Below are 26037 nucleotides of genomic sequence, written 5' to 3'. Positions count from 1 at the left end.
TCAGGTGGTTTTAATATCCGATTGCCCGGCGCGCATGGCAATCCGGAATTTCGATACTCATGGCGTCGGCGTAGATGTTTTCGAGCTGCGTTGCGGCGGCCGCCCAACTGAACTGCTGGGCATGATCGACGGCGGCTTCGCCCATGGCGATGCGGCGGGGGTCGTCGTCAAGCAACTGCTCCAAGGCATCCGCCCAGTCCTCCGCTCCATGGGAATGCACGAGCAAGCCCGTATCCCCGTCCGCCACGGCAATGGGCAGACCGCCGACGGCCGCGGCGACAACGGGCGTGCCCGATGCTTGCGCCTCCATGGCCACGAGGCCGAACGACTCGTTATAGCTCGGCACCGCCACAATATCCGCCGCCTGATAAATAGCCACTAGCTCCTGCGACGGGCGCGGGCTGAGGAAGCGCACAACGCGTTCCACGCCCAGCTTGCGCGCCAAGTTGTGATAGGTGTCTGGGGAGGAATTCGCACCGGAGGCACCTCCGCAGATAATGACGCGCAGGCGGCGATCCGGATCGCGCTCCATCAGCTCCGCCGTTGCGCGAATAAGGACCTCAGGACCCTTGAACTTCTGCAGGCGGCCAACAAAGGCCACGACCTTCGTGTGCAGCGGAATACCCAGCTGGCGGCGAGCGCGCTCCGTCATGCGGTCAGTGCCCGGGGTGAACAGCTCCGTGTCGGCGCCGGGCGATACGACGACGATATTTTCTGGTGACGCATCGTAGTGCTCCACCAAGTCGCGTGTTTCCTGCGCGGTATTGACCACGAGGATGTCGGCGTTATCCACCAGTTGCTGCTCACAGATTCGGCGCGCTTCGGTCTCGGGGGTGTCATCAAGCGTGCGGTGCACGTTCTTGACCGCAGCCAAGGTGTGTGCCGTATGCACCAGCGGTACGTCCCACAAGTCTCGCAGCAGCCAGCCCACCTGCCCGGACAGCCAATAGTGGGAATGAATAACGTCATAATCCACGTTGAAGCAGCGCGCGAAGTTAAAAATTCCGCCGGTAAACGCCGCGAGCTGCGTAGGCAGTTCTTCCTTGCTCAGGCCCTCGTACGGGCCAGCAACGATATTGATGACGCGCAGGCGCTCCTCGACGTCCACCACTTCCCCCTGACTCGGGCGCGTGGCGCGAGTAAAAACATCCACGGTGACGCCCAGGCGCGCGAGCTGGCGGGCAGTATTGAGCACGTACACATTCATGCCTCCGGCATCACCGGAACCGGGCTGCTCGAGGGGTGAAGTATGCATGGAGATCATCGCGATGCGCATAGTCACCCAGTGTATCTGGAAAGCAGCCACGTTATACTGGCTCCCAACTTCAAAGACGTGACCGAAAGGTGTAGAGATGTCGGCATTCGAGTCCAAGGCGTGGCTCCAGCACTATCCAGAATGGACCCCGCACAGCTTGGAATATGGGGACACCACGCTTCTCGATGTCTACGACAACAACCTCGCCCTGCACCCCGACAAGTCCGCAACCTACTTCTTCGGCCGCACACAAACGTATGCCGAGCTGGACAAGCAGGTGCGCCGCGCAGCTGCTGGTCTGCGCGCCTTCGGCGTTCGCCCAGGCGACCGCGTCGCCATCGTGGCTCCGAATTGCCCGCAGTTCATCGCGTCCTTCTGGGCCGTGCTGAAGTTGGGCGCTATCGCGGTTCTCCACAACCCGCTGTACACCGCCCACGAGCTCGAAGGTCTATTTCAGAACCACGGCGCACGTATCGCCATCGCGTGGGATAAGACGGCCTCCACCTTGGAAAAGCTGCGCGCCATGACGAGTCTGGAGACTGTCGTCTCCATCAACATGGTCAACGCCATGCCGACGCCGCAGCGTCTGGCCCTGCGCCTGCCGATTCCACCGCTGAAGTCCAAGCGCGATCAGCTCACTGCCCCAGCCCCGAACACGGTGCCGTGGGAGTCCCTCGTGGGCAATGCCATCGGTGGCGATGGTTCCAACGTTCTCTCCCCGGAGGAAGTCACCAAGGACACCACCGCGATCATCCTCTACACCTCGGGGACGACGGGTAAGCCTAAGGGCGCGGAGCTTACACACGGCAACCTTTTCTCCAACCTGCTCATGGGTAAGCACTGGGTACCTAGCCTGGGCGATTCCCCGGAGCGCATGTTGGCTGCCCTGCCGTTCTTCCACGCCTATGGCCTCACTATGAACGCCACCTTGGCACCCCTCATCGCTAGTGAATTGGTCCTCCTGCCGAGCCCGCAGATGCCACTCATCATGGATCTCATGAAGAAGCACACCCCCACCTGGATTCCGGGCGTGCCGACTCTCTACGAGCGCATCGTGGCCAAGGCAGAGGAAGACGGTGTGTCCCTCGATGGCGTCCGCGCAGCGTTCTCCGGCGCATCTACCCTGCCGGTCAACACCGTGGAGAAGTGGGAGAAGTACACCGGCGGCATGCTGGTTGAAGGTTATGGTCTCACTGAGTGCTCGCCCATCATCGTGGGTAACCCTATGAGCTCCGACCGCCGTCCCGGCTACGTGGGCGTCCCCTTCCCTGATACCGAGATTCGCATCGCCAACCCGGAGAACCTCGATGAGACCATGCCGGATGGTGAAGAAGGCGAGGTCCTCGCCCGCGGCCCACAGGTATTCAAGCGCTACTTCGATGATGAGGAAGCCACCCAGAATGCTTTCCACGGTGACTGGTTCCGCACCGGCGATATGGGCGTTATGGAAGAAGACGGCTTCATTCGTTTGGTCAGCCGCATCAAGGAGATCATCATTACCGGCGGCTTCAACGTCTACCCTGGCGAGGTCGAAGAGGTTCTGACCTCCCACCCAGACGTCGACGAGGCCGCGGTCGTGGGCCGCCCGCGCTCGGATGGCTCGGAAGACGTCGTGGCTTGTGTCATTTTGGCCGATGGTGCCGCCATGGATCCGGAAGGCCTGAAGGATTACTGCCGCGAGCGCCTGACGCGCTACAAGGTTCCGCGCACCTTCTACCACTTCGAGCAGCTCGCCACGGACCAGCTGGGCAAGATTCGCCGCCGCGAGGTACAGGAGGATCTGCTCAAGCGGCTCAAGGTTGAGAAGTAGCTGGTTTCAACCGCCCTGGCTCTGTAGACCACCCCACCCTAACTCTGAAAAGTCGCGCCGAAAAGGCTCGAAACTCCCAGACTTTTTAGAGTTAGGACGGTTGTCGCGCACCTAGGGCTCATCGCTGCTACATTGAGATTCACACTTTCCGGGGGATAAGTATGAACCAACGTGTCGTACGCGGGCAGACGGACTCACTGCTGCTCAGCTCCTCTTAGATGAGTCCTTGACCTTCCCTCTCCATCTCGCCGGGTTAGGCGCCTTGCCACCGTCCAGCGACTATTCACCCGTGTCGATGGTTCCCCGCGCAGCTCCTTTCGTTACGGGTAGCAACTTTGCAAAGTTTTGCGAGACGACGGTCACAAATTAGTTATACTGTTCCACACATAACATATTTGACCACCTAAGGAGTTCTCGCTCATGACCGAAGCCCCTGCGAAAGCGCCCTCTGCCTACGAGACCAAGGCATGGCTGCAGTACTACCCCGAGTGGACCAAACCCCACTTGGACTACGGCGACAAGACTCTCTTGGATTCCTACCAGGAAACCGTCGAGGCCTACGGAGATAGGCCAGCCACCTGGTTCTTCGGCAGCCAGATGACCTACCGCGAGCTCGATACCCACGTGCGCGCCGCCGCCGCAGGATTAAAGGCCTTCGGAATCCGCCCCGGTGACCGCGTAGCAGTCGCCCTTCCAAATTGTCCTCAGCACGTGGCGGTGTTCTACGCCATCCTGAAGCTGGGAGCGACCGTCGTGGAGCACAACCCGCTCTACACCGCCCCAGAGCTGGAGCCGCTCTTCAACGACCACGCCGCGCGCGTGGCGGTGGTCTGGGACAAGGCGAGCCCGACCTTCGAGAAGCTGCGCGATTCCACCCCGCTGGAGACCATCGTCACGGTCAACATGATTGAGGCGATGCCGCGCCGCAAACAAGCGCTCCTACGCCTGCCCATCCCCTTCATTAAAGACAAGCGCGAGGAACTCTCCGTCCCGGCCCCCAATACCGTGCCATGGAGCGCCCTTACTGGTCGAGCCATCGGCGGCCACGGCCACAAGCTGACAGACGCGAAGGTCGATCATAACGACACTGCACTCATTCTCTACACCTCCGGCACCACGGGAACCCCGAAGGGCGCGGAGCTGACCCACTCCAACCTGTACTGCAACATGAAGATGGCGGAGTCCTGGGTTCCGAAACTTGGAGAAGAGGCCGAACGAATGCTGGCGGCCCTGCCCCTCTTCCATGTGTACGGCCTCACCCTTATCGCGGCACTCGGCGTGCAGATCGGTGGCGAGCTGGTTTTGGCGCCGGCCCCGAAGATTCCGCTCCTGCTGGACATCATGAAGAAGCGCCGCCCCACCTGGATGCCGGGCGTGCCCACCATTTATGCCAAGGTTATGGAGGCAGCCAAGGAACAAGGCATTGACCTGCACGGCATTGAAAACAGCCTCTCCGGCGCGGCCGCCTTGCCGCCGGAAATCGTCGAGGAATGGGAAGCCCTCACCGGCGGTCTTCTTGTGGAAGGCTACGGCCTGACGGAGACCTCCCCCATCGTTACGGTGAACCCGCTCAACAAGAACCGCCGCCCGGGGTATATCGGTATTCCTTTCCCGGATACCGAGGTACGCATTGGCAACCCAGATAACCTCGACGAGACCCAGCCGGACGGCACCGCGGGCGAGCTCCTCGTGCGCGGCCCTCAGGTGTTCAAAGGTTACTTCAATATGCCGGAGGCCACCGAGAACGCCTTCCACAATGGCTGGTACCGCACGGGTGACATGGCAATTATGGAGTCAGATGGCTTCATCAAGATTGTCTCCCGCATCAAGGAGATGATCATTACAGGCGGCTTCAACATCTACCCGGCGGAGGTCGAAGACGTCATTCGCCAGCACCCAGACGTGACCAACGTGGCTGTCGTGGGCTTGCCCCGTGACGATGGTTCTGAGGACGTCGTGGGATGCATTGTGCTTAACGACGGCGCCGTGCTCGACCCCGAAGGCCTCAAGGACTACTGCCGTGAGCGCCTTACCCGCTACAAGGTTCCGCGCAGGTTCTACCACTTCGAGCACCTCGCGTCGGACCAGCTGGGCAAGGTCCGCCGCCGCGAAGTGCAGAAGGAACTCTTGGAGCTCATCAAAGAGCACGCATAGGCTTAGGCAGCACGTTCGGCATAGCTCATGAAGCGGCTGGGGTTGAACGTTGAGTAGAACTCCTCCCCGGCCCAGATCAGCTGGCTCACCAGAGTACTCAACTGGTGATCCAGCTGCGCGTCCGTGTAGCCCCAGCCAGTAGGGATGCGGGCCGTGGTGACGAGGACTAGGTCCTCGTCGGCACCTCGACGTACAGTCTCAATGCGCGCGGAGTACGCATACTGGACATCATTCTTGAATTCCGCCCAGCGCACGAGGGCATCAAGGTCACAGAGGCACCGCCCTGACGGGGTCACGAGACTCAGTTCGATATCGTCGGAGCCGTCGCATGCCGACTGCACCGTGATCGTGTGGTCTTCAATCGTGATGCCCACCGTGCCGTTGCCGTGGTTCACAACGTGAACTGGGTGCTCCATCGAGACGAGGCGCGTTGCGCGTTGGTGCACGCGCCACATACCGACTGCTGATACCTCGTACACCTCACTGAAATAGTGTGGAGACACGGGTTTGAGCCCAGCACCGCGCATAGGTTCGGAGGGTTCCTCCGGAAAATGCTCATCGAAGCGTGCAAAGACCGCCGAGAGGGACTTCGCGTATCCAGAAATGATGCTCTTGAGCTGCGAATTCGTTGCTGTCGACGGCAGGTAAGGCGGTGCATAAACGCGCAGATGTGAGTGCGCTATGGAGCTTCCACAGGGCTCGGCGACGAGATTGCCGGAGATACCTCCACCGTTAAAGTCGTTGACGTCCATACGCAAGGGCTGCCGGTCTGGATCGAAGCACACCGAGCCACCCCAATAGCCAAGAATGGAGAGGCCTCCCAGCTCGTCGTTGACGCCAATACTCATGCGGCCACCCGGGATCCGGATGGTAGGCAGGCCCATGGAGTTGTTTTCCAGCGTGCCGGCTAGCTTCTCCATGGCCTTCTTTACGCGCCTAGTGCTGAGTGCTGCTGGGGTTTTGGCTGGTTTATGAGATGCGGTTTGAGACATTGTCCCCCCTAGAAATTTGTGTGTTACCTACATACTGAGCGAGCTGGTCGTGAGGTCCCCACACACGTCACTCTCCCCCGAGCTGCTGCAGTGCCGCCAAGAATACAAAAGGTTGAGCATCTTCGCTCGTCGAGAAGCGCGAGAGCACCCCCACCTCCACATCAAACGTGAGAAAAACCTCACATTTTGCGCGCGGGAGGCCCTCTATTAGTCGAGCTTCGACTACGGTGGCGTCATCATGATTAGTTATGTTGGGCAAACTAATGCTCTTCAACTAGTCAGAGACCTATCCCCGACCAGCACAAAGAGGAAAAATGCCTGTAACTCCGCTGCATTCTATGCCCCACCCAGCCGTCCTTTTCGCGGGTCAGGGCTCTGAATGGCAAAGCTTCATCGCTGCCGCTACGCACACTCCAGCCACTGCCCAGCGCCTGCAGGAGGTTCTCGCCCAGGCTCGCCTGCTCATCGCCCCGGTAGCCCGCTCGGTAGCCTCCACATGTCCCGGTGCGGTGGAACGTGTGGAGCAACTCATCGGCGGGGAGGCAGAACGCGAGCCCGGCGATGTACTCCCAGCCGTCTCCATCCCGGGCATCGTGCTGGGACAAATTGCGGCCATCGAGCAACTCCGGGACCTTGGTGTCTCGCTCGACCTGACCGCGGGGCACTCGCAGGGAAGCTTGGGGGAGATGGCCGTCGATAAGCCAGCGGAAGCCCTAGCCCTAGCCCTCCTCATGGGCACGGCCTCTACGGCGGTAAACGGTACCGATCCGCGCTCGCAGATGCTGTCGGTGCGCGGGCTCGAGCGCGACTTCCTTGTCAAGCGCCTGCACGGCACAGCGGACATCGCCGTGGTGAATGGGCGGCGGCACCACGTGTTATCTGGCAGCCCAGAAGACCTTGCGGCAACGCGCGCGGCGATTGAAAGCGATGTTGCGCAGCACAATGCCGCCCTGGAGGAGCGCACTATCGGTGGTGACGAGCTTGAAGCACGTTTCGACGAGCTGCCCGTGGCCCTGCCTTTCCATAACCCGGTGCTCGCCATGGCCGCTGAACGCACCGTGGCGTTGGCGCAGAAATGCGGCTTGGATGAACAAGCCGCTCGCGAGCACGCAGAGGCCATCCTCGTGGCTGAGCACAATTGGCCGCAGACGCTAGATGCTCTGGACGCTACTCACCTCATCGTTCTCGACCGCGCTCTGACTTCTATCACGCGCCGCGCGGTGGAGGGCACCGGGGTTGTCGTCGTGGAGGCCGCCACCCCACAGGCCATCGACTCTCTCACCACGCCCGGCACCGAACTGTCCACTGCACTGAACTACGCCGACTTTGCACCACGCATCCTTGAGCTTCCCGGCGGGCGCACCGTTACGCAGACGCGCTTTTCGGATCTCACGGGCCTCTCCCCCATCATGCTGGGCGGCATGACTCCGACCTCCGCTGACGGTGAGATCGTGGCCGCGGCGGCAAACGCCGGACACTGGACGGAGATGGCCGGTGGTGGCATGTACTCCGATGAGGTCTTCCGTGCCCACCTCGCAGTCATGGAAAAGCACCTGCACCCGGGCCGCACTGCGCAGTTCAACACCATGTTCTTCGATCGCTTCCTGTGGAACCTGCAGTTTGGCCAGGCACGCATCGTGCCCAAAGCCCGTGCGGCCGGTGCGCCTTTCAACGGCGTGTGCATCTCTGCCGGCATCCCAGAAGTGGAGGAAGCCGGCGAGCTCCTCGCCCGCCTGCACGAGGACGGCTTCCCCTACATTTCCTTCAAACCCGGCACCGCCAAGCAGATCCGAGACGTGCTGGCCATCGCCGCTGCCTACCCGGAGGATCAGATCATCATGCAGGTCGAGGACGGGCATGCTGGCGGTCACCACTCCTGGGTAAACCTCGATGACATGCTGCTGGAGACTTACGCTGAGATTCGTGCTCACAGCAACGTCTACCTTGCCGTGGGCGGCGGCATCGCCACACCGGAGCGCGCCACGGAGTACCTCACCGGCGCGTGGGCGAAGAAGCATGGTGTGCCTGCCATGCCTGTCGACGCCGTCTTCCTCGGCACCGTCGCCATGGCCACCAAGGAGGCAAAAGCTACCGACTCCGTCAAGGAACTACTGGTCAACACTCCGGGTATCGGCCCAGAGGACAACGGCGGATGGGTAGGCCGTGGCCGCGGCGCGCACGGCGTGGCATCATCGCAGTCCCACCTGCTGGCAGACATCCACGACCTGGACAATTCCTTCGCTGCTGCCTCACGCCTGATTACCTCCCTGAGCATCGAGGAGTACCCGGCACACCGCCAGGAGATCATCGGTGCACTGGCCAAGACCTGCAAGCCCTACTTCGGCGACGTGGAATCCATGACCTACGCTGCGTGGCTGGAGCGCTTCGTGGATCTGGCCCACCAGTTCGTGGATCCGAGCTGGGATGACCGTTTCCTGGATCTCCTCCACCGCGTCGAGGCCCGCCTGAATCCGGCTGACCACGGACAGATTGAAACGCTTTTCGCTGACGTAGCGGATGTCCACGATGCCCCGCAGGCCGTCGCAAAGCTGCTGGCTGAATATCCCGCTGCACGTACCACCGAGGTCTCCGCGCGCGATGCCGCCTGGTGGATTTCGCTGCACTACAAGCACGTCAAGCCCATGCCGTGGGTACCTGCCATCGATGGTGACCTGAAGTCCTGGTTTGGCAAAGATACCCTGTGGCAGGCCCAGGATGAGCGCTACACCGCCGACCAAGTGCGCATCATCCCGGGTCCAGTGGCCGTGGCAGGTATTACCGCGAAGAACGAGCCGGTGGCAGACCTGCTTGCCCGCTTCGAGCAGGCCACCACGGATGCGCTGCTGGAGCAGGGCTCGACCCCGCAGAAGGCCTTCTCCCGCCTGAACTCTGCTGCCGATGAGACCGCGTTCCTGCGCACCGCGCCTACCCTGCTGTGGCATGGCCACCTGATGGCGAACCCGGCGCATGAGATGGATGAGAATGCCTTCGACCTGCGCCAGGATGCGGACGGCAAGTGGGAAATTGTCATCACCGCGGATTCCTACTGGGATGATCTCCCTGACGAGCAGCGCCCCTTCTACGTCCGCGAGGTCACTGTTCCTGTAGACCTGCCGGAGGACGTCGCCACAGGCGGCTCCCCGGTAGTCTCCGAGGAGCGCCTGCCAGGCTCCGTCTTTGCTCTCCTGGAGGGCCTGGCCGGTGTGGGCTCCACGTCCGAACAGGGCGATGAGATCACGGAGATGCCCACGGTGGAGTCGGGCTACTCCTTCCACTTCCCTGCCTCGCTGCTATCGGCCCACAGCACGGTGACCTGCGGCGAATCCTCCGCAGAGAAGGCGGGCACCCCGGACGTTCTGGTCGGACCCTGCTGGCCGGCCATCTATGCCGCGCTCGGCTCCGGCCGCCTCGAGGATGGCTACCCGGTCATTGAGGGCCTGCTCAACGCGGTACACCTGGACCACGTCATCGACGTGCGGGTGCCGCTGGAGCAGCTTGCCGACGACCGCCAGATCGATGTCACCTCCTCCTGCACCGCCGTGGAGGAATCTGCTTCCGGGCGCATCGTGACGGTGGAGCTGGAACTCAAGGACCACGCCTCTGGGGACGTCGTGGCCACGCAGATGCACCGCTTTGCCATCCGCGGCCGCGCTACCGGAACCGCAGCACCAAGCCCCGCGCCCGAGTGGGGCGGCGGCAAGTCCGCCACCAAGGTGGTGCCGACACCGCGCTCCTTCGTCGACCGCGCCACCGTCACCGCCCCGCAGGATATGACTCCATTCGCGCTGGTCTCTGGTGACTATAACCCGATTCATACCTCCTATAACGCGGCCCAGCTCGTCAACCTGGAAGCACCTCTCGTGCACGGAATGTGGCTCTCCGCTGCAGCGCAGCAAGTGGCCGGGCGCCACGGCCGCGTGGTGGGCTGGACCTATTCCATGTATGGCATGGTGCAGCTGGGTGATGACATCGAGATCACCGTTGAGCGCGTCGGCCGCAAGGGCATCCATCAGGCTCTTGAAGTCACCTGCCGCATCGACGGCGAGGTCGTCTCCCGCGGCCAGGCCCTGCTCGCCGCACCAACGACGGCTTATGTCTACCCCGGCCAAGGTATCCAGGCAGTGGGCATGGGCCAGGGTGACCGCCAAGCTTCCCCGGCGGCACGCGAGGCCTGGCGCCGCGCCGACGCGCATACCCGCGCGAACCTGGGCTTTAGCATTCAGAAGATCATCGATGAGAACCCGGCGGAGCTCTCCGTGCGCGGCACTACCTTCCGACATCCGCAGGGCGTGCTGCATCTGACCCAGTTCACTCAGGTAGCCCTGGCCGTGGTGGCTTATGCCCAAACTGAGCGCCTGCGCGCTGAGGACGCCCTGGCCCCGACCTCCTACTTCGCCGGCCACTCCCTGGGCGAGTACACCGCCTTGGCCTCGCTGGCGAATATCTTCGACCTCGAGGGTGTTATTGACATCGTCTATTCCCGCGGCTCCGCCATGGGCAGCCTGGTGCCGCGCGATGCTGAAGGAAGTTCCGAGTACGCCATGGCGGCACTGCGCCCGAACATGGCGGGTATTGATGCCGACAACGTCGACGCCTGGGTGGCTGAGGTCGCCGAGGCCACCGGCGAGTTCTTGGAGATTGTCAACTACAACATCCGCGGCCAGCAATACTCCATCGCCGGCACGAAGAAGGGACTCAAGGCCCTGGTAGACAAGGCCAATGCCATCGCCCCGCGCGCGGCCGTCATGGTCCCGGGCATCGACGTGCCTTTCCACTCCCGCGTGCTGCGCGAAGGCGTGCCTGCCTTTGCGGAGAAGCTCGACGAGCTGCTTCCGGCACAGCTGGACCTCGATGCTCTGGTGGGCCGCTACATCCCTAACCTGGTGGCCCGACCCTTCGAGCTCACCCAAGACTTCGTCGACGCCGTGGTACCACTGGCGCCGTCCGGAAAGCTGGACGGGCTCAATGCTGCGGACATGGACGACAACGAGCTCGCCCGCCTGCTCCTCATTGAGCTACTGTCCTGGCAGTTCGCCTCACCTGTGCGCTGGATTGAAACCCAGGAGTTCCTCTTTGGCAAGGTCGAGCAGATCATCGAGGTCGGCCTGGCTTCTTCCCCAACGCTGACCAACCTGGCTGAACGCTCGCTCACAGTTGCCGGTATCCCGGAGGGCACCATCCGCGTGCTCAACGTGGAGCGCGACCAGGACCAGGTCATGCTTGCCGACGTCTCCGAGGCCCCCACCCCAGAACCCGTTGCGGAATCCGTTGCCGAGGAAGCACCGCAGGCTGTCGACGCTCCGGCTCCGGCTGCACCAACTCCTGCACCTGCAGCCCCGGGCGTCGCGTCTGGCGACGCCCCCGAACTGCGCTTCGGCGCGGCGGAGGCCATCATGGTGCTCTTCGCCTTCCAGAACAAAATCCGCGTAGACCAGATCATGGACTCCGATACCGTGGAGGAGCTCACCAACGGCGTATCCTCGCGTCGTAACCAGCTACTTATGGACATGTCGGCGGAACTGGGCGTGCCCGCTATCGATGGTGCCGCTGATGCCGACGTAGCCACGTTGCGCGAGAAGGTTTCCACTGCGGCACCGGGCTATGCTGCCTTCGGACCGGTGCTCGGTGAGGCCGTCGGAGCACGCCTGCGCCAGCTCTTTGGTGCGGCGGGCCTCAAGCCCACCGCCGTGGCTGAGTACGTCACCGGAACCTGGGGTCTGCCCGAATCCTGGATTGCCCACGTCGAGGCGGAGATCCTGCTCGGCTCCCGCGAGGAAGACTCGGTGCGCGGCGGCTCGCTGAGCACCGTGCCGACGAGTGCCACCTCCAAGTCCGCAGCACACGAGCTTATCGACACCGCCGTCCAGGCCGTCGCCACTGCTCACGGCGCTAGCGTTAGTAAAGGCGCTGCCGCAGGTGGCGCCGGCGGCGGTGCGGTGGTGGATTCCGCGGCATTGGATGCTTTCGCCGAGACCGTTACCGGTGAAAATGGCGTGTTGGCCACCGCTGCCCGCCAAGTGCTCTCCCAGCTCGGGCTGGACTCCAAACCGGAGCTCATTGAGGCCCCTGATACCACCGTCATCGATGCCGTCGAGGCAGAGCTCGGCTCCGGCTGGCTCAAGTCCGTCACGCCGTCCTTCGATGCGAACAAGGCCGTGCTTTTCGACGACTCCTGGGCCATCGCCCGCGAGCGCCTCGCCCGCGTGGCACTGGGCCAGGCCGAGTATTCAGTTGAGAGCTTCCGCGGGACCGGCGAGGACCTGGCACGCCAGGCTCGCTGGTGGAAGCGCGAAGACATCGCGAAGGCTGCCGTGGACACCACACCCGGCGCGTTTGCCGGTGAGATTGCTTTGGTCACGGGTGCTGCACCTGGTTCCATCGCCACCGCGCTGGTGGAGCGTCTGCTGGAAGGCGGCGCGACCGTCATCATGACCGCCTCCCGTATAAGCCAAGCCCGCAAGGAGTTCGCGCGCACGCTCTATGCCGAGCACGGCGCTGCTGGTTCCGCCCTGTGGCTGGTCCCGGCGAACCTGTCAAGCTTCCGCGATATTGACGCGCTCATCGACTGGATCGGCACTGAGCAGCGCGAGTCCATGGGCAACGAGGTCAAGATCCTCAAGCCGGCCCTCACGCCGACGCTGGCCTTCCCCTTCGCCGCGCCGAGTGTGTCCGGCTCGCTGGCGGATGCTTCCGGCAGCACCGAGGCCCAGGCCCGGCTGCTGCTGTGGTCCGTCGAGCGCACCATTGCGGGGCTAGCACGGCTGAGTCAGGGGGACGTCGACAAGCGCTGCCATGTCGTCCTGCCGGGCTCGCCCAACCGCGGCACCTTCGGCGGCGACGGCGCCTACGGCGAGGTCAAGGCAGCACTCGATGCCATCCTCAACAAGTGGAAGGTCGAGGCCGGCTGGCCGCAGGGAGTCACCCTGGCGCAGGCCAAGATCGGTTGGGTCGCCGGCACGCACCTCATGGGTGGCAATGACGCGCTGGTGCCTGCCGCCGAGAAGGCCGGCATCAAAGTGTGGAACCCCGAGGAGATTTCCTCCGAGCTTATGGCACTGGCCAGCGCCGACTCACGCGAGCAGGCAGCTCACGCCCCGGTGGAGAAGGACCTCACCGGTGGGTTGGAAGGCTTCTCCCTCAAGGAGCTTGCTGCCGATGTGGAACCTGTCGGCGACGTTGCGCAGGAAAAGAAGGACGCTCCCGCGACCATCACTGCGCTGCCTAACCAGGTGCAGGCGGTACAGCCAGGCCTGGAAGAGGAGATCGGTGAGATCACTACGGACTTGGAGGACATGGTGGTCATCGCCGGTATCGGCGAGGTCTCCTCGTGGGGTTCGGGCCGCACGCGCTTCGAGGCCGAGTATGGCCTGCAGCGCGATGGTTCCGCGGAGCTCACCGCTGCCGGCGTGCTGGAGCTGGCCTGGATGACCGGGCTAGTGGAATGGCGCGAGGACCCGCACCCAGGCTGGTTCGTCGTGAACGACGACGAAGAGATTGCCGAAGAGGACATCTTCGAGCGCTTCCGCGATGAGGTCGTCGCGCGCTGTGGCATCCGCACGCTCACGGATAAATACCATCTCACCGACCGTGGCTCCATCGACCTGACCACCGTCTTCCTCGACCGCGACGTCACCTTCACCGTGGATTCGGAAGCCACTGCTCGCGATATCCAGGAAGCGGACCCGGAGTTCGTCAGCATCGCGGAGGTAGATGGCGAATGGCAGGTCACCCGCCGCCAGGGTGCGACCGTCAAGGTCCCGCGCAAGGCCACGCTGACCCGCACCGTCGCCGCCCAAATGCCGGATGACTTCGACGCTGCCAAGTGGGGCATTCCGGAGCACATGCTCGATTCCCTGGACCGCATGGCGGTGTGGAACCTGGTCACGGCGGTGGATGCTTTCACCCAGGCCGGCTTCTCCCCGGCGGAGTTGCTGCGCTCCATCCACCCGGGCCAAGTAGCCACCACGCAGGGCACCGGTATCGGTGGCATGGAGTCCCTGCACAAGGTCTTCGTTTCTCGCTTCCTCGGTGAGGAGCGCCCATCGGACATCCTGCAGGAGGCCCTGCCCAACGTCATCGCAGCGCATACCATGCAGTCCCTGGTGGGCGGCTACGGTTCCATGATTCACCCCATCGGCGCCTGCGCTACCGCAGCAGTGTCGATTGAAGAGGCCGTAGACAAGATTGCGTTGGGCAAGGCTGATGTGGTCGTGGCCGGCGGTATCGACGATGTTCAGGTGGAATCCCTCCAGGGCTTCGGCGATATGAACGCCACCGCAGAGACCGCGACAATGACGGCCAAGGGAATCGATGATCGCTTCATCTCCCGTGCCAACGACCGCCGTCGCGGCGGCTTCCTCGAAGGCGAAGGTGGCGGCACGGTCCTGCTGGTTCGTGCCTCACTAGCAGCCGACTTAGGACTGCCAGTGCTCGCGGTGGTCGCGCACGCGGCGTCTTATGGCGACGGCGCCCACACCTCCATCCCGGCCCCTGGCCTGGGTGCGCTAGGTGCTGGCCGCGGCCGGGAAAACTCCCGCCTGGCGCGCTCGCTGCGCGGACTCGGCCTCACTCCCAACGATGTCAGCGTCTTGTCCAAGCACGACACTTCCACCAACGCCAATGACCCCAATGAGTCGGAGCTGCACTCCCTGCTGTGGCCGGCGATTGGCCGCGATAAGGACCAGCCGATGTTCGTCATCTCCCAGAAGACACTCACCGGCCACTCCAAGGCGGGTGCTGCTCTCTTCCAAACCGGCGGCATCATTGATGTCTTCCGCACGCACCGCATCCCGGCGAACGTCTCCCTGGATTGCGTCGACCCGCTCATCGCCCCGAAGGCGCCCAACCTGGTGTGGCTGCGCTCGCCGCTGGATCTCGGCTCTGCAGGCCACAATGTGAAGGCAGCGGCACTGACCTCGCTCGGCTTTGGCCACGTCAGCGCGCTCATCGTCTACGCTCACCCGGGCGTATTCGAGCAGGCAGTGGCTCAGCAGCGCGGGGCGGATGCTGCCACCTCGTGGCGCGAGCGCGCCGAGCGCCGCCTGCGCGCCGGCCGCGCCCACTTTGAGGCCGGCATGCTGGGCCGCGCTCCGCTCTTCGAGGTCATCGAAGGACGCCGCCTGCCGGCTCACAACGCCAAGGCTGCGGAAATCGCGATGCTTCTCGACGATTCCGCGCGCCTCAGCGAGGACGGCACCTACCCAGAAGACTAGGAGCACTCCCCACCTATCCCTTGTTCCCGCACGCGGCGGTTATGCTGCGGTTACTATGAGGTTCCACTCACCTCTCCCACCACCCCCGAAAGAGCCTCGTGATGACTCAGCCGCCGTATCCGCCGCACAACCCGCCGCCGGGCCCTAGGCCGCAGGGAGCCTCTCAGCACGGCGCCCCGCAGCACAATCCCTATTCCAACCAGTCCTTCCCGCCGCCGGGTTCTCCCTATGGCAACCCGGGTGGCGGATACGGGGCACCGCCACCCCAGCCCGAACCGCCTAAGAAAAGCTCCATCGTCGGAATCATCGCCACAGTGTTCGCCGTCCTGGGCACCATTATCGCCTGCGTTCCCGGCATCTACGTCGTGGGCTGGATCATGCTCGTCGCGGGGTTCATTACTGCCATCGTCGCACTGTTCCTCAACAACCAATCCAAGTTCTGGGGTGTGGCCGCGCTGCTCATCTCCGTGGTGGGTAGCTTCATTGCCTCGATAGTCTTTCTCTTCTTCATCACCGCAAAGTTCCTCAATTCACTGCCGGATACGACACAAACTCCAAATGCAGGGAGCTCCGTCGTGGGGACGACGGTGCAGCCATCGGGTGAGGAGACGTCGGAAAGCACAAGCTCCCCTACCCCCATCTCGACGGAGTACTTCAACAGCGTTCCCGACGAAAACGGCAACCAGCACCTTGAGGACGGCACCCCTGGTTCGCACTCAAACCCCCTACCACTCAACACCACGTTGAACGGACCTGAGTGGGCAGTGGACGTAGCCAACCTCAACTTTGACGGCACTGACGAGGTCATGGCGGCGGACCCGTCTTATGAGAAGCCAGAAGATGGTCGAAAGTACTTAGTTTTTGACTTGACGCTGACGTACACCGGTAGCGAGACCGACGCTAGCTCGGAGATGGCGTTCCTCTACTTCGACCCTGGCGAGGAGGAGAACGGGCAACCCATCAAGTGGGACGTCGACGGATTTATGGACGTGGACACCCCTTTCCAGCCACAGGAGAAGCGTACCGGCAGAGTTGCTGTCAGCGTGCCGGAGAACGGCGCTGAAGACGGTACCTTCGGGATTATCGCGCCTGGCACTGAGATTCCCTTCTTCCTCGCATTGAAATAGGACACTATGACACAACCTCCCCAGCATCCCTCCGGTTTCCAGCCCTCACACGTCCCGCCTCCCCAGAATGGGCCGTATGGCCAACAGAACTTCTACGGTGCCGCGCAGCAGCCGCCCCAGCCGCCGCAGCCGCAATCCAATGTTCTGGGGCTCATCGCCTTCATCACGGCGCTGCTCGGATTCGTGCTCACCTGTCTGCCTTTCACGTTCCTCATCGACGGAGTTGTGCTCTGCACTGCCGTCATCTTGGGATTTATTGGTTTGTTCATGAAAGACCAGAGGAACCTTTGGCCCATCATCGCGCTGTGCACCGCAGTGGTCGGGGCAGTCCTCGGCTTCATCATTAAAATTGTTCTGTCCATCGGACTGTTTGTCATGTTTGACGAAGGAGCCTCGTGGGAAGACACGTTCACAAGCTACGCGACGGAACAGGTCGAGCACACATAGTCAGTTAGGCACCTTTCTTCCCGCACGAACCTTCTCCACATCTGAAAGAGTTCCTCACATGACCGATGCCTCTGCAAAGGAATCACAGCCCAAGAAGGACCGCCTCGGTCTAATTGCTGTGGTGCTTGCGCTGGTGGGCACGCTGCTGGCGTGCCTTCCCGTTGTGTACATCGCTGGCTGGGTCGTGCTCGCCGCGGCTGTGGCCACGGGCCTTGCCGCGACCTTATCTGCCCGGCAATCCACCCCGGTTGGTGTTGTCGCCATCGCTGTCAGCGTCATTGGAAGCGTCGTGGCTGCTGCCGCCTTTGTCGTGCTTCCAGAGTCCACGGACGCCACTCCGGTTACTGCCCAGGAAGTTCCCGCTGCACCGAGTCCCACAAGCACCTTTCAGCTAACCCCGAATACGGACGGAGAGCACTACATTCTCGATGGCGACGAAGGCTCGAGAAGCGACCCGTTGCCGTTGAACACCATGTTATCTAGCCCAGAATGGCAGCTGACAGTGAGCAATCTTGTGGTCAATAACTCCGGCTCTCTCGTTGCCGCCCATCCCCTACTTCCCCGGCCCAGAAAAGGGCGAGAGTATATCTCGGTCGACGTCACCATCACGTACCTAAGCGATAATCCCGACTACCTCAATGTGCCACTGCTTAGCTATAGCGACCATTGGGCTTTGAAGAACCGAAAATTAGATGGGTCATCAGTCAACTCCGACAACGAGCTGTATAACCCCCTATCGCAGGCAAAGACCCGAAGTAAGACACTCATTTTTAGTGCCCCCTCCAAGAATGCCGAGAGCGGCAACATCGTGGTCTCTGATCCCACCACGAAAAGCTCTATCTACTACTCACTGAAGTAGCACTCGACTACTCGGGCTGTTCCTGCCGCGCGCTATCGGAAATCTCCCGCGCCTTGTACTCAAGGCGTTTCTGCGCGCGGGCCTGGGCGCGGGAGGATGCATCTGAGCGTGGCGGGGCCTGGATGAAACGTTCCGAGTGCATCCCTAGCTGCAGCTCCTTTGCACGCAGCACCTCGGCATCAATCTTGATGCCCACAATGAGGGACGTATTCATCAACCAAATGGCCATGAAAAGAGCCAGGATGGTACTCAACGCACCATAAGCACTGGCTGCGGCAAGATACGTGATGTAGAGGCCGAACAAGCCCCAGACCCCAACGGTGCCCACGAGCGCTACCACGGAACCGTAAGTAATCCAGCGGAAACGACTCGGCCGCACATTGGGGCTGAAGTGATAGAGCACCGCAATCAGGGTGAGGACCACGACCACCGTGACGGGGAAACGCAGCCAATTCCACACAGGTAGAAAGGCTTGGACTAGGTAGGTAGCGGCATCTTCAAGGCCGACCTGGCGGGCTAAAGGGTAGATGGCCCCGCTGATGACGGTATCTCGCAGCAAGTTGGCAAAGAGCACGATGACCGCGCCAATGACAATGATGGCGGTCAGCCCCCACATCAGCGACCACGTGCGGATGATGCCGCGACCTTCCACCCGCCCGTACACGGTATTGGCTGTGCGCGCGAAGGCCCGCACATAGGCCGAAGCAGAAAACAGGGAGATCGCCAACGACACGATCAAGGCGAAGGTACCTTGGGCACTTGAACCAATAATCGCGCTGACAACGACATTCGCCTCCTCTGAGAAGGAGCTAGGGATGTACTGTTCAATGAACTGTGAGGTCAGCTGCTCCACTTCCTCCCTGCGGGAGGAGAAGATAAGAGTAGCGATGGAGTAGGCCGCCAGCACCGTGGGTGCAAACGCCATGAGCGTGAAGTACGTCATTCCGGCGGCGCGGTCCATGAAGGCATCGTGAAAGAAGTCATTCCACGTGCGGCGCACAACTAGTCCCCAGCTCTCCCGGCGAAGGCGGTTGCCTTTGGCAAAAGGATCGCGGGCATCATCGTGCCCCTCAACCTCGAGGATGCTCGAGCTCTTCCACGGCACGATGGTCTCTGGTCTCTCGACCGGGATGGCGTTGCCCCCGATCTCCTCGTCGCTCATATCTGTCCAGCGTATGCGGTACAGCCCGCGTTCAGGGGCAGGACACTCGGGCCTCGATGCAGCCCGTGGTTACACTGGGGAGGCATGACTGAGAACAGCACTGAGAACAAGATCAATGTGAAGTCCTTTGAGCTCGACCACCGGCTTGTCGACGCCCCCTATATCCGCGTCGCCGACCGCACCGACTTGGGCGGCGGGATAGAGATTATCAAGTATGACCTGCGCTTCTGCCAGCCCAACAAAGCGCATCTTGGCACCGAAGCCCTTCACTCGGTGGAGCACATGATGGCCAACTTCATGCGCAACTACACCGACAAGCTCATTGGCTTTGCCCCGATGGGCTGCCGTACCGGCTTCTACGCCATCACCAACGGCATGGAGCAGGATGAGCTGCTCCGCGCCGTCGAAGGCGCGCTCAATGACATCCTTAACGCCACCGAGGTTCCCGCCGCCAACGAGGTGCAGTGCGGCTGGGGCGCCCACCACTCACTCGAGGGCGCGCAGGAGGCCGCACGCAACTTCCTCGCGGCCAAGGATGAGTGGCTCAACGTCATGGCCTAAGCGCTAGTGCTCAAGGCGTCGGATCTGGGTACGGGCGAAGAACAGCCCTGCGACGCCGAGCCCCAAGACACTCGCCATCAAAGTGCAGCGCGCTGCGCTGAACTCCGCGAACAGGCCTGGGACTAACAGGATCGCCACCGCACAGAGAAGAGCCGAGACAAAGAGAAGGATGGCGAAGAGTACGTCTTTGGGGATGTACATGTTTTGTCCTTTCTGGGCACCTAGTGTTTGCGGCGGCGAGTTAGCAATTCAACGCTATTTTAAATATTTCGTACTTATATTTCTACCCCTAGCCAGATGGGCTCCGGCTCCAGCGTCACACCGAAGGCCTTCTGAACCCCGGCGCGGATTTCGCGGGCAAGGGCGACGATGTCTTCTGCGGTGGCCTCACCGCGGTTGGTCAGGGCCAGGGTGTGCTTGGTGGATAGCGTTGCGCGTGCACTGGTCTCGACACCTGGGTAGCCCTTGGCAAAGCCGGCGCGTTCGATGAGCCAGGCAGCGGAGAGTTTTTCCTTTTTCTCCGACGTGGTAGAAGGCACCGCATGGCGCGGCATGTGGTCCGCATCCTCGTCGCCACGGGAAGCGCGGACGGCTTCCTGGATGGAATCAGCTAGCTGCGGCCCCACGATGGGGTTGGTAAAGAAGGAACCGGCTGACCAAGTGTCGTGGTCTTCTGGGTCGAGCACCATGCCCTTGCTGCGTCGCAGCGCCAGCACCTCCTCGCGGACTTCGGCGACGGGGCGGCGCTCACCGGGGTTCTGGGTGAGCTGGCCAAAGCGCAGGGGCTTGGACAGTCCATCGGTGGTCAGCTGCAGTTCGATGGCCAGCACCACTCCACGTCCGGTGAACTTCAGGTTGGAGTAGCGATAGGCCAGCTCTAATTCTTCCGCCGGTACCCACTTCGCCGTGCGCGTAGCGCGCTCATAAAGGTAGACCTGCGTGAGGACGTCGGATGTCTCAGCGCCGTACGCGCCCACGTTCTGCACCGGCACGGCACCGGCATTGCCCGGGATGCCGGAGAGACACTCAATACCGCCCAGGCCGCAGTCCACGGACAGCGCCACGGCGTCATCCCACACCGCGCCGGCATCAGCACGGACAATTCCATCCGCCACGGAGGCATCGATGTCCTCAAAGTCGAGGATGACCACCACGACATCGAGCTGGCCTTCTGCCACGACCAGGTTGGAGCCGCCGCCGACGACGAGGTAGTCCTGGGAGGCGTCGTCAAGCGCGGCCAAGGCCGCAACCGCCGACTCAGCACTGGCGCACCGCACCGCCACCAGCGGGGCGCCGCCAATGCGCAGGGTGGTGAGATCGGCAAAGGTGGTCTCGGAATCGAGAGTGACACCGTCTAGTTCAGCGAGAGTCATGAATTTATCTAGCACGCCTACCAAGGTAGTCTGTAACTCATGTCAACCCGTAGCGAAAACACCGTTATCATCAACCAGCCCATCGATAAGGTGCACAAGGCACTGACCACTCAGGAGTACTGGGACTTCATCGTGGCCAAGCTGTCCCCGGAACCGGGTACCGTGCACGAGTTCACCGGCAACACCGCTGTGCTCTACGAAATTCTGCCGACGTCCCTCCTGCCGGAAGCTGTTCGCGCCATGGTCTCCCAGGACCTCAAGGAAAAGCGCACCGTAACCATCGGCGAGGTTGTCGATGACCAGATGTCCGTCTCCTTCACCGCTGGCGTCAAGGGCACCCCGGTCGACTTCAAGGGTGACATCACCTACAAGGGCCAGGGCGAGAGCACCGCTCTTGACTACGTCTCTGAGGTCTCCGTCAACATTCCGATGATGGGCGCTGCCATTGAGCCGAAGGTGGCTGAGGCCCTGCAGGAGCTCTACACCAACGAGGGCAAGCTCACCGAAGAGTGGATCTCCAACAACCTCTAAACGTGTAACACCTTCCGTTACTGTCATGGCCGATCACGCGCATAACCTGCGAGCACAGGAAAGCGCTGGTCGGCCTTTTGGCGTGGTTACCCGGGGTACCACCAACCCCAATCGTCTGCGCCGCTGTGATCGCTGGATGGTGGCGCACCCGGAGATTTCTTCCCTGCTGCGCTCCACGGATGAGCCGCTGGCGCTCGACGTGGGCTACGGTGCCTCGCATACCACCACGGTGGAGTGGGCCGGCTGGCTGCGCAGTGTTAATCCCCGCACGCGCGTGACGGGACTCGAGATTTCCCCGGAACGCGTGCTGCCGCCGCGCGATGGCGTCACCTTTGAACTGGGCGGCTTCGAACTGGCCGGCTACCGCCCGCAGCTGGTGCGCGCCTTCAATGTGCTGCGCCAGTATGACGTCGACCAAGTGGAAAAAGCTTGGGACACAGTGACGTCGCGCTTGGCACCCGGCGGGTTCTTCGTGGAGGGAACCTGCGATGAGTTGGGGCGCAGGGCCGCCTGGGTGCTTCTCGACGTCTCAGGTCCCCGCTCCCTGACCCTCGCCTGGGATCCTTTTGACGTTGAGCGCCCCAGCGATATCGCGGAACGCCTGCCCAAAATCCTCATCCATAAAAATGTGCCCGGCGAGCCGATCCATGAGCTCTTGCAGGCGGCCGACGACGCCTGGGACCGCGCCGCCGGCTGGGCTCCCTACGGTCCGCGGGTGCGCTGGCGCATGGCGCGCGAACAGCTCCAGCACACCATTCCCCTCCACCCGGTCCATCGCCGCCTGCGGGATAACGTGCTCACAGTGGATTGGGACGTTGTAGTTGGCGGACTTTAAGCCAGTGCGCCACACTAGTAGTCATGGCTTCTTCTAAATCTCCCGCCGCAACGGCCTGGAAAATCTTCATCGGCGTGCTCGTGGCACTCCTGCTCATCATCTTGGTAGCAGAGCTCGGCCTGCGCTGGTTCCTTGGCACCCAGATGAAAGATCAGTTCGTGCAGTCCGCCAAGGAACAGGGCGTGGAGACCTCGGAAGAACCGGAGGTGAGCTTTGGCGCTAGCCCCATGGTCTTCGGCATGCTCAACGGCAAAATCCCGCAGATGGACATGAAGACCCCGTCCACGTTGAAGATTGAAGGCACCACCATCACCGGACAACCGGCGGCCGATGTTCACGTCGAAGACATGACTCTGTCCAAGGAACCGGTGGCGGGCACGCTGCGTGCTTCGACCACGGTGCCGGACCAATTCCTGCTCGCGAGCTTCCAGAAGGCCATTGCAGACCAGTCCGGCTATGACACCCTGGGTAACCTCGTCGTCACCGCCATTACCGCCAACGACGCCGAGGATGACCTCAACGTCGAATTCGCCGGCGGCTTGGCCACGCTCGCCCTTAAGCCGGAGGTCCGCGACGGCAAGCTCGCCATCGATGCAGAAAATGCATCGCTTTTCGGCTTTGATCTCCCTGGTCAGGCCACGGATGCTATCTCCAACGCCTTAGCGGAGGGCATGGAAGAGCAGCTCGCTGGTCAGCAGCTGACCTTCGAATCCGTCGACGTTGGTGCTGGTGAGGTCACTCTCACGATGATTGGACACGACGTGCCGATGAGCGAGCTCGATGCCGCCACGGCACCGGCACCAGCGTCCACTCCTGCGGGCTAAAAACGCTCAAAGGGAAGCTGGGTATCCAGCTCCGGCAAGGTGCCGTCGTCTGACACGACGAGGCACTGATACCCCGCCTGCTCAGCGGTTCGCGCAAGGTCCTCATAGGACAGGGCTGGGTCCACAGGGAGAATAAGCCCCAGACGCACGGGCAGCGGGCAGGCCTCGCGGAGGGTGACGAGCTCAGAGAGGAGCGAGGTGGTATCACCAAGCAGTGCATCCACCGCAACCCACACCTCCGCGGCACCTGATTGCACGGCCAACCGCGCCTCTGCGGCCTTGACCAAGGAGTGATGGCGCCCACTGGGATAGCCGGCAACTGAAATGATGTGCTCGGCCTCCGCGGCCGCCATGACATGATGCGGCGAGACAACCACGCGCCGGCCGGGCGACTGTGCACGTACCTCCTCAAAGGAGGCTTGAAGAAGACTGCGCATTAGTAGGAGTAATCGCCGTTGATGATGGCCTTGAGTTGTGGGCGCACATCGAACCAGTACAGGCCAGTGATGATGGCACCAATCCAGCTGACGAAAGGCAGTGGCAGGTTCATCAATACGGCGGAACCAAAGAGCAGCCCGACCCATACCCACTTGTTCTGGCGGTCACCGGCGCGGAAGGCATCCTCCCGCGTCATCGCCGCCAGAACGGCACCAATGAGGGCAAAGAGGGATACCGCCATGAAAATGTAGTGCGGTATCCACGCAATGATGTTAAGAAAAGTGTGCATTAATTAGTTCTCGTCGACGATTTCGCCGTCAATAATGTTGTCGTTCTGCTTCGGGGCGTACGGATTACGCGGGCCCTGCGGCTCCTGCGTCTCAGGGCGCTCAGCGCGCTGATCCTTGGCGTTGTTGATAGCTCCCTGCACGCCGTCACGGGTCTCGTTGAAGGCGGTGTTGAAATCCGTGCGGGCTTTTTCAAAAGACTCCGACTTACGGGTCTCCCGTGCGGCGGAGGAGACCGATTCACCCAAGTCCTTCGCAGTGGAGGTTACGCGGTCAATAAAAGATTCTTCCTTCGCAGTGCCATCACCCATACCTGAGGCGTCAGCCGCGCGGGCAATACGGTCTGCCTGCGCACTTTGTGCTTGGCGCTGGCGTTCCTCCTTAAAGCGGCCGCCGAAGTCTTTGGCCACATCAAAAGCAGAGCTTCCAGCGTTCTTGATTGAGTCAAATACGGACATGGTCATAACTCCTTGTTAGATACCAAAAAGCAGGTGATTAACAGTGTAGATAACCAGTCCGGCTAGTGCACCCACAACCGTGCCGTTGAGACGAATAAACTGTAAGTCTTTGCCCACCATGAGCTCAATATTCTGAGACGCTTCCTCCGCATCCCAGCGCTTGATGGTTTCCGGAATAATCGCGATAATCTCCGGCGCAAACTTCTCCACGGCATAGCGCGCGGCCTTGTCCACAAGCTCGTTGGCTTGGGCCAGGAACTCCGAATCCTCCAGCAAGCGGTGCGCCAACTCCTTCACCTTGGCGGTGATCTTCTGGCGCAGGAAGGACTCCGGGTCGGTGAGTTGCTCAATGAGCGTGGAGGAGACCGTCGCCCACATCGCAGCCGGTGCCTTCTGTGCCTGCTCGGAGGCCAGCATCTCCTGCTTAATGCCCTCAATGCGCCCGCGCATGTCCTCGTCCCACTGCAGGTCCGAAGCCAGCTTGGACAGGTTGCGGCGAATGGCTAGGCGGGCCTCGTGGTTGCCGTTGCGGCGAACCTCATCGGCGAATTCCACGAGTTCAGCGTAGACCTTCTCCCCCACCATCTCGCGGGCAAAGCGCGGCGCCCAGCCAGGCATGCGCTCATCAATAGCGGTGACCACTGTGGATTCCATGCCAAGAATCTTGCCGTGTGCCCACTCGATGAGGTCATCCTCCAGCGGCCGTGCCTTGCCGTCCGCAATGTAGCCCTCCAACAGCCTACCCAGCGGCGGGCCCCATTCGGGTTCAGCGAGGCGGTCCATCACTTGGGTCTTAATGAAGTGCTCCGCCTCCGCCGCATCCAAATCCGATACGACACTGGCCGCACGCTGCCCAATCCACGCGGAGACCTCCTCCGCCTTGCCGGGTTCCACACCCTGGCGCGCCAGCCACAGCGGTATCTCTGTCTCCCGCACCTTGGCGCTGAGCGCATCCGCGGTAAGGAAGTTCTCCTCCACAAAGTCCTTGAGCGCATCACCCACGCGGTCCTTGTTGTTCGGGATAAGCGCCGTGTGCGGGATGGGCAGGCCCATCGGCCGGCGGAACAGCGCGGTCACGGCAAACCAGTCCGCCAATCCACCGACCATCCCGGCCTCCGCCGCCGCGCGCACGTAGCCCACCCAGACAGGAGCCCCGCTTGCCGACGCCTGCCACCACGAGCACCCCAAAAAGATCACCGCCGCACCAATCAGGAAGGACAGCGCAATCGCCTTCCAGCGGCGCAGGTCCGCCCGGCGCGCCTCCTGGTTTCCTGGCTGCGGCACAAACGACGTCTGCGACGCCGACGTTTCCTGCGCCAGCTCAAGCCCTGCGTCTGCGCGGTGCGTCATGGGTGGTTCTCCTTGGGGTCTTAGAAGCTAAAAGGAATGGGCACATGTCATCTTCAATTCCACTGAACAACACTAGTTGGTACAAGGGCACACTGAATTAGGAAGGTTAAGCCACATAGCCTTCCATACAGTAAGCCGCGAAGTACGCGATGGTCTTGCGCAGCACACACTTGCGAAACGATTCTAGAAATAAGCGAAACCGACTTTTGCGCTTTTCTCCTTATCCCTTGACGTGCCTGGAAGGGGCCAGTAGCCTTAATTCAAGGCCCTCATAGAGCGAATTTTATGAATCGCTCACGACCAACAACACAGGTTGCCGGGGGCAGTTTAGGAGCAAATAAGATGCATGTCCCAATGTCTCG

The 26037-nt window shown here is 62.0% G+C and carries 19 protein-coding genes; 10 read left to right on the top strand and 9 right to left on the bottom strand.

Features of this window, described 5'->3' with window-relative positions; all coding sequences use genetic code 11:
• Window positions 1-10 precede the first annotated feature (10 nt).
• Entirely contained in the window at window positions 11-1276 is a 1266-nt protein-coding gene (mshA, locus tag I6J26_RS07280) for a D-inositol-3-phosphate glycosyltransferase (RefSeq protein WP_115021091.1), read from the bottom strand.
• A gap of 76 nt (window positions 1277-1352) precedes the next feature.
• Here mshA and I6J26_RS07275 point away from each other — a divergent pair, with 76 nt between their 5' ends.
• The gene (locus I6J26_RS07275) at window positions 1353-3065 is read left to right on the top strand and encodes a long-chain-fatty-acid--CoA ligase (RefSeq protein WP_115021090.1); all 1713 of its coding nucleotides are present in this window, start codon (window positions 1353-1355) and stop codon (window positions 3063-3065) included.
• 420 nt (window positions 3066-3485) lie between these two features.
• Window positions 3486-5219 (top strand): long-chain-fatty-acid--CoA ligase, encoded by a 1734-nt coding sequence (locus I6J26_RS07270; protein WP_115021089.1) that lies wholly within the window; start codon window positions 3486-3488, stop codon window positions 5217-5219.
• 2 nt (window positions 5220-5221) lie between these two features.
• On the opposite strand, the gene I6J26_RS07265 is transcribed toward I6J26_RS07270, so the two are convergent.
• Window positions 5222-6211, bottom strand: coding sequence for a hypothetical protein (locus I6J26_RS07265; RefSeq protein WP_147279302.1), 990 nt, complete (start codon window positions 6209-6211; stop codon window positions 5222-5224).
• Between the two features lie 314 nt (window positions 6212-6525).
• On the opposite strand from I6J26_RS07265, the gene I6J26_RS07260 reads away from it, so the two are divergent.
• From I6J26_RS07260 to I6J26_RS07245, 4 genes are all read left to right on the top strand, one after another.
• Complete coding sequence (locus tag I6J26_RS07260; RefSeq protein WP_115021086.1) at window positions 6526-15423, top strand: type I polyketide synthase; 8898 nt, start codon at window positions 6526-6528, stop codon at window positions 15421-15423.
• 101 nt (window positions 15424-15524) lie between these two features.
• Window positions 15525-16550, top strand: coding sequence for a DUF308 domain-containing protein (locus I6J26_RS07255; RefSeq protein WP_115021085.1), 1026 nt, complete (start codon window positions 15525-15527; stop codon window positions 16548-16550).
• Between the two features lie 6 nt (window positions 16551-16556).
• Window positions 16557-16997: a hypothetical protein gene (locus I6J26_RS07250; protein ID WP_115021084.1), complete on the top strand. Its 441-nt coding sequence runs from the start codon at window positions 16557-16559 to the stop codon at window positions 16995-16997.
• 58 nt (window positions 16998-17055) lie between these two features.
• Window positions 17056-17856 carry a hypothetical protein gene (locus I6J26_RS07245; protein ID WP_115021083.1) on the top strand — a complete coding sequence of 267 codons (801 nt, stop codon included), beginning with the start codon at window positions 17056-17058 and terminating at the stop codon, window positions 17854-17856.
• A gap of 7 nt (window positions 17857-17863) precedes the next feature.
• Here the strand turns inward: I6J26_RS07245 and I6J26_RS07240 are convergent, their stop codons facing one another.
• Window positions 17864-19018: a YihY/virulence factor BrkB family protein gene (locus I6J26_RS07240; protein ID WP_181815327.1), complete on the bottom strand. Its 1155-nt coding sequence runs from the start codon at window positions 19016-19018 to the stop codon at window positions 17864-17866.
• An 84-nt stretch (window positions 19019-19102) separates the two neighbouring features.
• Between I6J26_RS07240 and I6J26_RS07235 the strand changes: the two genes are divergently transcribed.
• On the top strand, window positions 19103-19579 hold the full coding sequence (locus I6J26_RS07235) for an S-ribosylhomocysteine lyase (protein WP_070669624.1): 477 nt from the start codon (window positions 19103-19105) through the stop codon (window positions 19577-19579).
• A 3-nt stretch (window positions 19580-19582) separates the two neighbouring features.
• Here the strand turns inward: I6J26_RS07235 and I6J26_RS07230 are convergent, their stop codons facing one another.
• On the bottom strand, window positions 19583-19780 hold the full coding sequence (locus I6J26_RS07230; RefSeq protein WP_042529085.1) for a hypothetical protein: 198 nt from the start codon (window positions 19778-19780) through the stop codon (window positions 19583-19585).
• A 74-nt stretch (window positions 19781-19854) separates the two neighbouring features.
• Window positions 19855-20952 (bottom strand): UDP-N-acetylmuramate dehydrogenase, encoded by a 1098-nt coding sequence (locus I6J26_RS07225; protein WP_181815326.1) that lies wholly within the window; start codon window positions 20950-20952, stop codon window positions 19855-19857.
• Window positions 20953-20991: 39 nt separating this feature from the next.
• Between I6J26_RS07225 and I6J26_RS07220 the strand changes: the two genes are divergently transcribed.
• Genes I6J26_RS07220 through I6J26_RS07210 form a run of 3 tightly spaced genes read left to right on the top strand, consistent with a single transcriptional unit; the run spans window position 20992 to window position 23142 of the window.
• On the top strand, window positions 20992-21483 hold the full coding sequence (locus I6J26_RS07220) for a DUF2505 domain-containing protein (RefSeq protein ID WP_115021081.1): 492 nt from the start codon (window positions 20992-20994) through the stop codon (window positions 21481-21483).
• A gap of 25 nt (window positions 21484-21508) precedes the next feature.
• Window positions 21509-22318 (top strand): class I SAM-dependent methyltransferase, encoded by an 810-nt coding sequence (locus I6J26_RS07215; RefSeq protein ID WP_115021080.1) that lies wholly within the window; start codon window positions 21509-21511, stop codon window positions 22316-22318.
• Between the two features lie 23 nt (window positions 22319-22341).
• The gene (locus I6J26_RS07210) at window positions 22342-23142 is read left to right on the top strand and encodes an LmeA family phospholipid-binding protein (protein WP_115021079.1); all 801 of its coding nucleotides are present in this window, start codon (window positions 22342-22344) and stop codon (window positions 23140-23142) included.
• Here the strand turns inward: I6J26_RS07210 and I6J26_RS07205 are convergent.
• Genes I6J26_RS07205 through I6J26_RS07190 form a run of 4 tightly spaced genes read right to left on the bottom strand, consistent with a single transcriptional unit; the run spans window position 23139 to window position 25675 of the window.
• Window positions 23139-23579, bottom strand: a complete 441-nt coding sequence (locus tag I6J26_RS07205; protein ID WP_115021078.1) for a deoxyribose-phosphate aldolase — start codon at window positions 23577-23579, stop codon at window positions 23139-23141. The genes I6J26_RS07210 and I6J26_RS07205 overlap by 4 nt on opposite strands.
• Window positions 23579-23869, bottom strand: coding sequence for a DUF2516 family protein (locus I6J26_RS07200; RefSeq protein ID WP_115021077.1), 291 nt, complete (start codon window positions 23867-23869; stop codon window positions 23579-23581). Before I6J26_RS07200 ends, I6J26_RS07205 begins: the two co-directional genes overlap by 1 nt.
• Before the next feature lie 3 nt (window positions 23870-23872).
• Window positions 23873-24325 (bottom strand): CGLAU_01105 family protein, encoded by a 453-nt coding sequence (locus I6J26_RS07195; RefSeq protein ID WP_115024213.1) that lies wholly within the window; start codon window positions 24323-24325, stop codon window positions 23873-23875.
• 15 nt (window positions 24326-24340) lie between these two features.
• Window positions 24341-25675, bottom strand: a complete 1335-nt coding sequence (locus I6J26_RS07190) for a DUF445 domain-containing protein (RefSeq protein ID WP_115021076.1) — start codon at window positions 25673-25675, stop codon at window positions 24341-24343.
• Between the last annotated feature and the right edge of the window lie 362 nt (window positions 25676-26037).

The sequence above is a fragment of the Corynebacterium minutissimum genome, from assembly GCF_016889765.1.
In the GTDB taxonomy this organism is placed as follows: Bacteria; Actinomycetota; Actinomycetes; order Mycobacteriales; family Mycobacteriaceae; genus Corynebacterium; species Corynebacterium minutissimum_B.
The sequence above is the reverse complement of the archived record's forward strand: the minus strand, read 5'-3'. Positions and strand labels throughout refer to the sequence as shown.